The sequence below is a fragment of the Bacillus sp. XB1 genome, assembly GCF_053557995.1.
Genome location: NZ_JBNRIL010000005.1, coordinates 129,674 through 142,621, shown reverse-complemented (window position 1 = coordinate 142,621; position 12,948 = coordinate 129,674). Strand labels below are relative to the sequence as shown.

Here is a 12,948-nt window from a genome sequence, read left to right as displayed (position 1 = left end):
CCATAAATGTCCAATTGGTGAAGGCTAATAATCGGTGGGGATGAACAAAACCCCACTGATTAAAGTTTCACTTTATCCTTGTAATTCTTTTTTGATATTCTCTGTTAATGTAGCCATACGTTTGCGGCTTTCTTCACGCTCACGTTTGTTTTGTTCTTCAATTTGTTGTGTTTCTTGCATACCTCTTGAAATAATGTTCCAAGTTTCCTCAAGTGTTTCCATCTTAATACTAGAAGAACCTGATAATCTCGCTACTTCTACACTTTGCGTTGCGATATTCTGTGCATTTTTCTTAAGTAATTCATTTGTACGGCGATCCAGTTCAGCCATAGAATCTGCAACAAGCTTTTGACGCTTCGCATTTACCGCTTGAATGATACCATTTTTAAAGATAGGAATCGTTGTAATAAATGCTGTATTAATTTTACCAATTAATTTATTATTACCACGTTGAATCATACGAATTTGTGGTGCTGTAAGTAGCGCAACCATACGCGCTTTTTCTAAATCATCAATACGTTGCTCTAAAATTTCAACCGAGTTTTTAAGCGACTCTAATTCAATACCTGCTAATTGATCATTATTACGCACACGCTCTTCATACATCGGAACTAACTCTGTATTTAAACGCTCTAATAACATTTCTCCTGCTACTACGTACTTCTCTAAGTCTAAATAATATTTTAAGTTTTGCTCATACAAGCCATCTAACGTACCAATTGATTTTTTCATCTCATCTTGGTACTTCGTAATTTCCACATACACTTTATCAATTTCACGGCCCATCGTTTGATACTTGCTAAAGATTTGTTCAATCATTTTATCCGCTTTTTTGAACATACGTGAGAAGAAACCACTTTTCTCTTCCGCAAAGTCTTTGCTATCAAATCTGTCCATAATTTTACCAAGCTGTTTTAATAATTCACCAGAATCTTCTATCTTTGATAATGACATTGTATGTAAAATTTGATCAGCAAAACGTGAAATTTCCATAGAAGGTTCTTTTCCAAGTTCAATTAATTCTAATTGATCTTTAATATCTACCGCATTATAAATACGTTGTACATCCGCATCTTGTCTAAGTTGCAAGCGAACATCTTGTGCTGTTTGCTCATTTAATTCTGTTTTCGGATCTAGTACGACTGGGTTATTCATATGGTATTCTCCCTTTCCTTATAAAAATGGACGAAATAGTCCTTTTATTGTTTGTGATAAATTTTTATAGGCTGATGAACCATGAAACTCAAGATCGAAATTAACCTCTTCAAGCCAATGGGAATCAAATGCCCCCGCTTCAATATACGGTTCAATATCGTTTCTTCCCGTTGGATTGAAATGGAATACATCTACTCCAATTTGATTTAAAAATAGTAATAAAACAGCATCAGAACGAGTTAACTCTCCACTCTTCTCATTATTAAATATAACAATTTTCGGCACATCTTGTGAATAATCAAATTTCTCAAGCTGTTCTAAAATATTCGGTGGTATTTGAGAAAGTTGCGCGAAAACATATAGCGCTACATCTTGTTTTGTCTCTTTCGCAATTGGTTTGCACATTTCACTTTCACACGTATGGATAATCGCTTCTGCAATCCCATGTTGTAAACCTTCCGGTAAACGCTTATGCGGCCACCAATGGCTATTCATAATTAGATCCGGATGTAATTTCCCAGCTCGGTCTAATGCATCTCGATAATGATATTGGAAGTTTGCTTTTTGCTCTTTCGTAAATGGGAATGTATTAACTAGTATACTGTTATCAAATGATGTAACAGCCTTTAATCGTTGAAAATACTCTTTATCATTCTTTGAAACGCCTGATATTTTCGCAAATAAAGAAGGGATATAAATATGTTTATTTTCAACAAAGAATGTCGGGCGTACAAACGCCTTTTCTTTCGTAATTAAAAAGAGCTCATCATATGTTGTTTTTAGTGTACGAGCTACAGGCGTATAGGAACGGAATTGCCACGGCTTGTACAGCAGTGAATTATCGTGGTGAAGTACTTGCTCAATTTCTTTTGAAGCTTGATACGCTACTGTTGCCACACGCTCGCGGCGGCGATCTGGAAATGGTTCAAGAGAAATACGGCCTGGATGAGACACAATAAAGGTCCTTCCCTCTTCATCAACATTCTCAAATCCATCTTTTCCTTCTGGGTGATAATAAAGCACATCACAACCGAGCATAATAAGAAAGTATAAGAAATATATACGGCTTTCCTGTGCATCACCATACCAAACGATACGCGGCATCTGTTTCTTATAATTAATCGTAGAAAACCACTTCGCTACATAATTTTCGCTTAGTTTAATTATGTCGATTAAGAAACGACGGAAGCCTTCTGTCTTTAACGACTGATTATGTTGTTTCTCATATAATTTCAATAGTGAAATAAACGTCGTATGTATGTAATGCTGTAAATCAGGATTGTCTACTTTCGGTAAAAGTTGTTTCCCAGATAAGTGTGCAACTAACCTATTTACTGTCAGACCATTTGGTGCTTCTTGATGTAATCCGAACACTTCTTGAATATGACGAAGCTTTTCCGAATCAATCACTTTGTTTAAATTTTGTTCGTGTAAAACTTCGATTCCTTTCGCTTCACTATAATCAAACAGTTCATTAAAATATTCATCTACATCATTAGGAACGCCAAGGATTCGACATGCTATATAACTAAATTTCATCTCATTCTCTGTCAGTTCATATTGTGGACGTTTTTCTAAAAGCGTTTCAAATTGCTTTAAATCTGATTCATCTTTTAATGCATATGGTTGAAGTGTAAAACGTGAAAACACAACAGTTCACCTCCAAAAACAGTTACGTTTTTTCTAAGTCCTTCTTCTATTATAAACTATTTTTTGTTATAAAAAATGGGCGCTCGCAAAACGAGCAAACCCATTTCAATTATTTATTATCTTCTTTAGTAGCTGCAACTTCTTCTTTAGCTTGTCCAGAATTCTTCATGTAGTGAATTATAAATGTTGCTCCAAATGCTACAACTAAAATAATAAAGAATAGTGTATGACTAATCTCAATCTCGATTAAAGACAGTAACATTTTCGATGCAATAATTAAGATTAAAATGTATGCTGTCGTTTCAAGCTCTGGAATACGCTCTAATAATTTCAAGAATACACCGGCAATACCACGCATCATTAAAATACCTAGCATTCCGCCTAATAATAAAATCCAAACTTCATTAGATACACCAAATGCAGCAAGTACACTATCTACAGAGAATGCGATATCCATTAATTCGACCATGGCAACTGTTCCCCAGAAGACACCGAACATTCTGAAGAAAATACTGTTTTGGTTCATACCATGAGCTTCCTCTTCTTCACCTGCACCTTTACGCTTATCAATAAAGTATTTTACTGATAACCAAGCAAGGTAAAGTGCACCAAGAAGTTTTACCCACCATAATTTAATCAAGAACATTCCGATTCCAATTGCAATAAAGCGGAATATATAAGCTCCAATAAGTCCATAGAATAATGCTTTTTTACGTTTCTCTTCAGGAAGGTGTTTTACCATTACCGCTAACACAAGTGCGTTATCAGCAGATAACAACCCTTCAAGTACAACAAGTGTACCAATTAATCCCCAAGATACTGGATCTTGCAACACTTTAATCCACATGTCCAAGTCGAAAAACTGAGCATACGTATCAAGGATTCCTTGCAAAATACTCATCTTACCTTTATCCCCTATTCTTTGCTAGATTTATAGAAAGGTCAAAAAAAGGAAACGAATATCGTTTCCTTTCTATGCATCCAAGCCATACGCTCTTACAAGCGCACCTAAACCACCTTGGAATCCACTTCCTACTGCATTAAACTTCCACTGTCCATTATGACGGTATAATTCACAAAAGACAACTGCTGTTTCGATAGAGAAGTCTTCCCCTAAATCAAAACGAAGAACTTCTTCGTTCGTCTCTTCATTCGCTAAACGAACGAATGCGTTTCCTACTTGTCCAAAGTTTTGATTACGGCCTTCCGCATCATAAATTGTAACTGTAATAGCAATTTTATGAACGTCTGCTGGAACCTTTTTCAAATCTACAACAAGTTGCTCATCGTCGCCTTCGCCTTCACCTGTTCTGTTATCGCCAGTATGTAAAACTGATCCACAAGGAGACTTTAAATTATTATAGAAGATAAAATCAGTTTCCTTCGTACATTTCCCGTTCGCATCTAATAAAAAAGCAGATGCATCTAAATCGAAATCGTCTCCGCCATCATAAGATTTAATATCCCATCCAAGACCAATTACTGCTTTTGTTAAACCAGGACTCGTCTTACCTAAATCAATCTTCTGTCCTTTTTGTAACTGAATAGCCATTTATATTCACCTCTATATTTTTATCTTTAAAAATATACCCATCAGTAAACATGCATTTCACCAATGGATATATAAATTGAATCTATTACTCTACATCTAAACCAAAGTTATTGCATAGAGACGCTAACCCACCTTGGAATCCACTTCCGATTGCATTGAACTTCCAATCACCTGCATGGCGGTATAATTCACCTACTACTACCGCTGTTTCAATAGAGAAATCTTCTCCTAAATCGTAACGAATTAACTCTGCATTCTTTTCTTCATCGAGAATACGTACGAATGAGTTAGAAACTTGACCAAAGTTTTGGCTGCGGCCTTCTCCATCATAAATTGTAATTGTGAAACAAATACGTTCGATGTGAGCAGGAACATTTTTTAAATCGATTTTAATCGCTTCATCATCGCCTTCGCCTTCACCAGTTCGGTTATCTCCTAAATGCTCTACAGCACCATTCGCACCTTTGGGATTATTATAGAAAACGAAATCTTCTGCTCCTGAAACTTTACCGTTCGCACCTACTAAAAAGATACTAACATCTAAATCGAAATCAGCTTGTCCATCATAACGATTTGTATCCCAGCCAAGCCCTACAAGTACCTTTGATAAACCTGGATTTGTTTTTGTTAAATCTACCTTTTGTCCCTTTTTTAAAGAAATAGATGCCATTTAAAAATTCCTCCTTAGTTTATCCTATTGATAACGTGATACAATCTCACTTAAGTTTTTATCTTGCGTGCCTTCTCCAACTGCTGAAAACTTCCACTCATTTTCGTAGCGATACATTTCTCCTGCAATTAAAGTTGTTTTACTAGCATAGTTTTCTGATAAATTATAACGTGCTAATTCCTCACCTGTATGAGGATTTTGAATACGAATATAAGCGTTACGAATCATACCAAAGTCTTGACGTCTGTTTACACAGTCATAAATATTTACAACGAATACTAAACGGTTAATACGACTTGGGACTTTATGTAATTCTACAAAGATTGTTTCATCGTCACCTTCGCCTTCACCTGTTAAATTATCTCCTGAATGAATAATACTACCACAAGTAGAAAGTTTGTTTCCGAAGTAAACTAAATCATTTTTGTTTAAAAAACGATCTCCTTCTAACATAACAACAGATGCATCACAATCTATATTTGGTTTACTTCCAAATAATGAAGACAGAAATCCACCTGATTGCCCAATTGGATCCCAGCCTAAGCCAACCTGTAGTTTTGCTACTTTTGGTTGTCCTTTCGTTAAATCGATCTTTTGACCTTTTTCTAAAATAATAGGCATGAAGTTTCTCCCTTTCTACAAAGCATTTTCCATATCGGAAAATATTGTATTCTTCTCTTATATTGTAGCATTATTTACCTATTGATAAAAAGGATAAATTCTCAGTTATATGAAAACATTCATATAATTTACTTATGATGATGTAATAAGTGGTAAATAGCACCAATCATTCCTGCACAATTACCGTTTTGTGCAAGTTCAATCTCACAATTATTATAAATCTCTTGATTTAAGTATTTACTGACCTCTTCTTTTACTTCTTTTAAAAACTCATTTCCTCTATCGGTAATTCCTCCCCCAATAATAATTGTTTCTGGATTAAAAATATAAGCAAGATTACTAATTCCGATTGCCAAATGTTTAAAGAAAATCCCAACTGCTTGAGCAACTTCTCTATCTCCTTTATCATACAACTCAAAAATTGTTCTCCCATTCCACTCGCCTTTGCCTTTATATTTTCTTACAAGCCGAATTAATCCTGAAATCGAAGCAACCTCTTCAAATGTTTTTCCTTCTATTAGCATATTCCCCCATTCACCAGCACTAAATGAATGTCCTCGGTACAATTCTCCATCTATAAAAATTGCTCCCCCAACTCCTGTTCCAATGGTGAGCATAATAAAGTTCTCTTTCTCTCTTACACTACCATTCCACTTTTCTCCAAACGCTGCACAATTCACATCATTGTCAATCGATACTGGAACTTTTAATATCTCTTGCAATCTATCAATAATAGGAATAGTACTATATCCTGGAATATGATCCGCGCCTCCCGTCACAATTCCCTTATTAATATCAACAATTCCCGCAGTGCTAATACCAATTCCGGCAATAGTATGTTCATTCATTAATTTTTTTGATAAAAGAATGAGTTTTTGAATAATTTGTTCTCCGCCTAAGTGAATTTCTGTTGCAACTGTTTTACGCTTTAATACTCTCCCTGCTTCTGAAATAATGCCATACTTAATTTGCGTACCGCCAATATCAAACGCTATATACTCTTTCATCTACTGCCACTTCCTCTACCGTTATGAATGTAAATTCTCCACCTCTATTATTTGTAGGAAATCTACATTAACTCTTTTCTGCTTTGACAAATATACCACCTTTTTCTATATATAGTTTTTTTTGCATAAAACTCTTTTTCCTAAGAAATATTACAAAGGGATGTATTTTAGATGGAACATTCATTTCTTAGGAGGAAAACCATGACGAAAATCTTCATTTTAGCATCAACACTCTCTCTATCTTTTTTTAGCGGTTTAAATATCGGTAATGCTGCAACTGAAAACTTCCAACCATTAACAAACGCTATTGTACAAAATAGCGATCATTTTGCAGAAGGAAACTCAAAGGATAATAATAAACCTCCAGGAAATAACGGTTCTCAGGACGATAGTGGTTCCGGTGGCAGCGGCTCTGGTGAAAACGGTTCTGGTGAAAACGGTTCTGGTGGCGATGGCTCTGGCGGCAATGGTTCCGGCGGTAACGGTTCTGATGGCAGTGGCTCTGGCGGCAATGGTTCCGGCGATAACGGTTCTGGTGGCAACGGTTCTAGCGGCAGTGGTTCTGGTGGCGATGGCGGCAACGGTTCCGGCGGTAATGGTTCCGGTGGCAGTGGTTCTGGCGGTAACGGTTCTGGTGGCAATGACTCTGGTGGCAGTGGTTCTGGCGGTAACGGTTCTGGTGGCAACGGTTCTAGCGGCAGTGGTTCTGGCGGCTCTGGCGGCTCTGGCGCCAACGGTTCCGGCGGTAATGGTTCCGGTGGCAGTGGTTCTGGTGGCAATGACTCTGGTGGCAGTGGTTCCGGCGATAACGGTTCTGGTGGCTCTGGCTCTGGTAGCAACGGCTCTGGTGGCAGCGGTTCTGGCGGTAACGGTTCTGGTGGTAACCGTTCTGGTAGCAACGGCTCTGGTGGCAGCGGTTCTGGCGGTAACGGTTCTGGTGGTAACCGTTCTGGTGGTAACCGTTCTGGTGGCGATGGTTCTGGTGGCAGTGGCTCACACGGCGGTAATGGCTCTCAAGGTGGCAATCGTGTTAAAGGCGATAGCAATTCTCAGGAGGGCAACGGTTCTCAAGGGGGTAATGTAAAAGATAATACGAAAAAACAAGGTGATAAATTACCGAATACCGCAACGCATTACCCTATATCTATTTTAATGGGTCTTTCAACATTCCTAATTGGTATGTTACTGTTTATTCGTCGTAAAAACGTAAAATAAGAGCAACATACTTCCATCTAAAGAATACATGAAATACTTTATAAAACTAAAAAGGACTTTGGATTGCATTTTATTATGCAGCCCAAAGTCCTTTTTATCACCTATCAGAAAAAGTATTAATACGCTTTTCCCCAATACACCATTTGTTCAGCTTCTTTACCACAACAAATGCATTCTTCAGCTAAATGCTCTTGCTCAAAAGGCATACAACGTGAAGATACTCCAACTTCTTCTTTTAGTTTTTCTTCACAAGCTAATTCCCCGCACCACATTGCCTTAATAAAGCCTTGCTTTTCGTCAGCTATTTTTTTCATCTCTTCGAAATTTGTCGCAACATACGTATTCTCATCGCGAAATGCTTTTGCTTTATCAAATAAAGCAATATGAATTTCTTCAAGTAATGCTGGAATACGTTCTTCTAATTGATCCATTGGTACAAACTCTTTTTCCTTCGTGTCTCTTCTTACAAGTACAACTTGATTCTTTTCAATATCTTTAGGGCCAACTTCTAATCGAATTGGAATCCCCTTCATTTCATACTCATTAAATTTCCAGCCTGGTGTTTTATTACTAGCATCTATTTTTACTCGTGCAACCTTTTGAATATGTCCTTGTAACTCTGTTGCTTTTGCTAAAACTCCTTCTTTATGCTGAGCAATCGGTACAATAACAACTTGCACTGGAGCGACTTTTGGTGGCATTACAAGTCCATTATTATCACTATGAACCATTATTAGCCCGCCTATCATTCTTGTTGATACACCCCAAGATGTTTGGTGCACATATTGCCACTTACCGTTACGATCTAAAAACTTAATATCAAATGCTTCAGAGAAATTCGTTCCAAAGTTATGAGAGGTTCCTGTTTGAAGCGCTTTTCCATCATGCATTAAACTTTCAATTGTATAAGTTGCCTTTGCTCCAGCAAACTTCTCCTTTTCTGTTTTTTGCCCTTTAATAACTGGTATCGCTAAATAATCCTCACAAAAAGAAGCATATAAGTTTAAAATATTTAATGTTTCAGTCTGCGATTCTTCTGCCGTTTCATGGATTGTATGACCCTCTTGCCATAAAAATTCAGTCGTACGAAGGAATGGCCTAGTTGTCTTCTCCCAACGAACTACTGAACACCACTGATTATATAACTTTGGCAAATCATTATAGGATTGCACAATTTTTGAAAAGTGCTCACAGAACAAAGTTTCAGATGTAGGACGTACACAAAGTCTTTCCGCTAACTTTTCATCTCCACCATGCGTAACCCATGCTACTTCAGGAGCAAATCCTTCAACATGATCCTTCTCTTTTTGCAATAAACTCTCTGGGATAAACATTGGCATATATACATTTTCATGGCCAGTTCCTTTTAACTTCTCATCCATCACCTTCTGCATATTCTCCCATAAGGCATAACCATACGGACGTAAAATCATGCACCCTTTTACACTTGAATAATCAACAAGTTCGGCTTTTTTTACAATATCGGTATACCACTGCGCAAAGTCCTCTTCCATCTTCGTAATGGCTTGCACTTGTTCTTTTGCCATAGTCAGTCTTCCTCCTTCTAGAAAATACAAAAAAGCCCGCGTCCCTAAATAGGGACCGAGCTTTGCCGGCGTTACCACCCTGATTCATGCACAAAAATTGCGCATGCTCTCTTTTTGATAACGGGAAATTCCCGCTGCATATGCAGAACTCAAAGGCAGGTTCCATATTGCCTTTTTAAGAATCTTTCAGCCTGACGGATTCTCTCTCTGCTAAAAAGGTTGAACATGTACTAGTCCTTTTTCATCGTTATAACGAAATAAATTTGTTGATTATCATAATACAAATTCTTTTTTAAAACAATAGCTAATTTTCTTATTTTTATATATCCTTTTCATTTTTTGCAGTTTTATACGTAGCTTTTCCGCGTAATTTTCACAAGTTGATGTGCAATCATACCGATAAGTGTACCAAGTAGGACAAAGAAACCAATAAATCCATATCCCATTCCTTCCCACCCACCAATAACCATCATTGTAACGGGAAAGGACGCTAAGCAAAGAAGTATTAAACTAAGTGCAAATATAATATCAAACTGTTTGTCTGGAAACCGTTTCTTTAGTAAATATGAAATAGCAAATACAAGGATAATCGTGATTCCGCCAATGATGTAAAAAATACCAAATCCATCTAACCAATCCATAGTGTTCCCTCCCTCCATAGATTCCCTTATACTTAATTATATGTTTAATTTTTCTGAAAATAAATAATAAACTTTCACCTAAAAATATATATTTATTACTAGGTGTTAATAGTAATATATAATAATAGGTTTTATATAATCAGGAGGGAACTTTATGGATAAAGCATTAACAAACCACGTCATCATTTTATCATTCGACTGTTTATCAGCTTTAGATTTTCCTATACTACAAAAACTACCTCATTTCCAATCTCTAATAAAAAAGGGCACGGTTGTCGAAAAAGTAGAACCAATTTATCCTTCTGTAACATATCCAAGCCACTCAACAATCGTAACTGGTAATTACCCTAACAAGCACGGTGTTGTTAGCAATACGTTACTTCAACCAGGGCGTGAATCACCTGATTGGCATTGGTACCGAAAATCAATAAAAGGAACAACATTGTATGATGAAGCGCGCAAAGCAAATTTAACGACAGCTGCCCTTCTATGGCCTGTTACTGGAAGAGCGAACATCGATTACAATTTACCAGAAATTTTCCCCAATAGACCTTGGCAAAATCAAGTGTTAGTTTCCTTATTTAGCGGTAGCCCACTATACCAATTAGATTTAAATCGTCGTTTCGGCCATATAAGAAATGGTTTATCACAACCAGAGCTGGATGATTTCGTCCTCGCCTCTGCTGTGCATACAATCCAGACGAAAAAGCCTAATGTCATGTTCGTACATTTCACCGATCTAGACACACAAAGACACTATCACGGCTTTGAATCTAACGAAACAACAGCTGCTATCCAGAGACACGACAAACGTCTAGGGAAAATTATTCAAGCACTAAAAGAAAGTAACCTATACGAAGAAAGTACAATTGTTGCCCTTGGTGATCATAGCGCTTTAAGTGAAAACAAATCCATCCAATTAAATGTGCTATTCCATCAAAGAGGACTTATATCTCTTAATAAAAAAGGAAAATTAGTAGACTGGAAAGCCTATTGCCAAAGTTGCGACGGCTCTGCCTATGTATATGTAAAGGACAAAAATGATATGGATACAATCCGGGAGGTACAACTACTCCTTGAAGAACTACTTCAAAATAAACAAAACGGAATTGAATTTATACTTCATGATGAAGCTGCCAAAGACTGCGGTGCAGACGGTAATTGTTTATTCATGTTAGAAGCACGAGAAGGGTATTATTTCACTGAAAACTATACAGGAGATTTTATAAAAGAAATTACTGAAAAAGATGTTACGCCTAGTAAAAAATATACATTTGGTACGCATGGATACTCTCCAACAAAACCTAACTATGAAACAATTTTTATCGCTGCTGGGAAAGGAATAAAAAGTGGCTTTACCGTCCCGTATATGAGACTTATTGATGAAGGTCCAACTATCGCTAGACTACTCGGTTTACACTTAGGTGAAACAGACGGAGCAATTGTAGAGGATTTACTCCAATTGTAAAGAACTGTGTATATATGTAAAAGTTATGTAAAATTCATCACTGTTTCTCTTTTTATAATTTTTATTTTTGTACACTGTTAGTAAAACAAATTTAAGGGGGAACATTATATGAAAAAAATGTCCAGACAAGAAAAAAGCTGGATATTATACGATTGGGCGAACTCTGTATACTCGCTAGTCATTACAACTGCATTATTTCCAATTTACTTTAAAGCAGCTGCAAAAGAAGCTGGACTATCTGGGGCAACTTCAACAGCATATTGGGGATATGCAAACTCATTCGCAACACTTTTAATTTCTATACTTGCTCCTATTCTTGGCACAGTTGCTGATTATAAAGGATTTAAAAAACGTTTTTTCACATTCTTCTTTGGACTCGGTATCGTATTTACAAGTATGTTAGCAGTCGTTCCAACCTCTCAGTGGTACTTATTGCTAGGGTGCTATATGCTCGCCTTAATCGGCTTTGCTGGAGCAAACATTTTCTATGATGCATTTTTAGTAGACGTCACTTCTGAAGATAGAATGGACCGAATTTCTACAAGAGGATTTGCATTAGGTTATATCGGGAGTACAATTCCTTTTATCGGTTGTATCGCTCTTATTATTCTTTCTCAAAAAGGAACTATTCCCTTATCGGTCGGCATTGCTAGTCAAATTTCCTTTGCAATAACAGCTCTTTGGTGGGGGTTATTTACAATTCCAATGCTAAAAAACGTAGAGCAAACACACTATATTGAGCGTCATCCAAGACCTATTAGAATGAGCTTCAAACGTCTTGCTGATACTTTTAAAAATATTAAAGAATATAAAACTGTATTTATGTTTCTAATCGCTTACTTTTTCTATATTGACGGAGTCGATACAATTATTACTATGTCTACCGCTTACGGAACCGATCTCGGTATTAGTGCAACGAATCTATTAATCATATTATTTGTAACACAAATTGTCGCTTGTCCATTTGCTTTACTATACGGAAAATTATCTGAAACATTTACTGGCAAAAAAATGCTATATGTCGGTATCATTATTTATATCATTATTTGCACATATGCTTATTTTTTAAAAACGACACTTGATTTTTGGATTTTAGCAATGTTAGTTGCTACATCTCAAGGTGGTATTCAAGCACTAAGTCGTTCATACTTTGCAAAACTAGTACCAAAAGAATCTGCTAATGAATTCTTCGGATTTTATAATATATTTGGGAAGTTTGCCGCAATTATGGGTCCGGTATTAGTCGGTGTTACAACGCAATTAACAGGAAAAACAAACGCTGGTGTTCTTAGTATTATTGTTCTATTTATTATCGGAGGATTCTTACTAACTAGAGTTCCAGAAAATAATACATCCGTTACACCACCTAGTCCAAAGACTAAAACGCTATAAGAAAAGATCCTCTTCTCATAAGAAGAGGAT

The 12,948-nt window shown here is 36.6% G+C and carries 12 protein-coding genes and 1 other annotated feature; of the genes, 3 read left to right on the top strand and 9 right to left on the bottom strand.

The features are described 5' to 3' along the window. Nucleotides 1-72: 72 nt before the first annotated feature. The 7 genes from ACK1U5_RS24795 to ACK1U5_RS24765 all read right to left on the bottom strand — a co-directional run bounded on the left by ACK1U5_RS24795 (nucleotide 73) and on the right by ACK1U5_RS24765 (nucleotide 6,655). Nucleotides 73-1,155 (bottom strand): toxic anion resistance protein, encoded by a 1,083-nt coding sequence (locus tag ACK1U5_RS24795; RefSeq protein WP_001064409.1) that lies wholly within the window; start codon nucleotides 1,153-1,155, stop codon nucleotides 73-75. Between the two features lie 18 nt (nucleotides 1,156-1,173). Further along, on the bottom strand, nucleotides 1,174-2,805 hold the full coding sequence (locus ACK1U5_RS24790; RefSeq protein ID WP_000492864.1) for a YceG family protein: 1,632 nt from the start codon (nucleotides 2,803-2,805) through the stop codon (nucleotides 1,174-1,176). Nucleotides 2,806-2,914: 109 nt separating this feature from the next. After that, a complete protein-coding gene (locus tag ACK1U5_RS24785; protein ID WP_000025688.1) occupies nucleotides 2,915-3,706 on the bottom strand; it encodes a TerC family protein in 792 nt (263 codons plus the stop codon). 72 nt (nucleotides 3,707-3,778) lie between these two features. Beyond that, the gene (locus ACK1U5_RS24780) at nucleotides 3,779-4,357 is read right to left on the bottom strand and encodes a TerD family protein (protein ID WP_001007532.1); all 579 of its coding nucleotides are present in this window, start codon (nucleotides 4,355-4,357) and stop codon (nucleotides 3,779-3,781) included. 85 nt (nucleotides 4,358-4,442) lie between these two features. Further along, a complete protein-coding gene (locus ACK1U5_RS24775) occupies nucleotides 4,443-5,027 on the bottom strand; it encodes a TerD family protein (protein WP_000146720.1) in 585 nt (194 codons plus the stop codon). Nucleotides 5,028-5,051: 24 nt separating this feature from the next. Next, entirely contained in the window at nucleotides 5,052-5,648 is a 597-nt protein-coding gene (locus tag ACK1U5_RS24770) for a TerD family protein (protein ID WP_001121578.1), read from the bottom strand. A gap of 128 nt (nucleotides 5,649-5,776) precedes the next feature. After that, nucleotides 5,777-6,655 (bottom strand): ROK family protein, encoded by an 879-nt coding sequence (locus ACK1U5_RS24765; RefSeq protein WP_000666107.1) that lies wholly within the window; start codon nucleotides 6,653-6,655, stop codon nucleotides 5,777-5,779. 201 nt (nucleotides 6,656-6,856) lie between these two features. Here ACK1U5_RS24765 and ACK1U5_RS24760 point away from each other — a divergent pair, with 201 nt between their 5' ends. Then, nucleotides 6,857-7,870, top strand: a complete 1,014-nt coding sequence (locus ACK1U5_RS24760; protein ID WP_274416308.1) for an LPXTG cell wall anchor domain-containing protein — start codon at nucleotides 6,857-6,859, stop codon at nucleotides 7,868-7,870. Between the two features lie 116 nt (nucleotides 7,871-7,986). On the opposite strand, the gene proS is transcribed toward ACK1U5_RS24760, so the two are convergent. Both proS and ACK1U5_RS24750 read right to left on the bottom strand, forming a co-directional pair. After that, entirely contained in the window at nucleotides 7,987-9,417 is a 1,431-nt protein-coding gene (proS, locus tag ACK1U5_RS24755) for a proline--tRNA ligase (protein ID WP_113710818.1), read from the bottom strand. A gap of 47 nt (nucleotides 9,418-9,464) precedes the next feature. Further along, nucleotides 9,465-9,671: a binding site (T-box leader), on the bottom strand. Nucleotides 9,672-9,764: 93 nt separating this feature from the next. Continuing rightward, nucleotides 9,765-10,058, bottom strand: coding sequence for a YesK-like family protein (locus ACK1U5_RS24750; RefSeq protein WP_000383853.1), 294 nt, complete (start codon nucleotides 10,056-10,058; stop codon nucleotides 9,765-9,767). A 154-nt stretch (nucleotides 10,059-10,212) separates the two neighbouring features. On the opposite strand from ACK1U5_RS24750, the gene ACK1U5_RS24745 reads away from it, so the two are divergent. Continuing rightward, on the top strand, nucleotides 10,213-11,526 hold the full coding sequence (locus ACK1U5_RS24745; protein WP_087876069.1) for an alkaline phosphatase family protein: 1,314 nt from the start codon (nucleotides 10,213-10,215) through the stop codon (nucleotides 11,524-11,526). A 108-nt stretch (nucleotides 11,527-11,634) separates the two neighbouring features. Further along, complete coding sequence (locus ACK1U5_RS24740; RefSeq protein WP_000738812.1) at nucleotides 11,635-12,918, top strand: MFS transporter; 1,284 nt, start codon at nucleotides 11,635-11,637, stop codon at nucleotides 12,916-12,918. The last annotated feature ends 30 nt before the right edge of the window (nucleotides 12,919-12,948 follow it).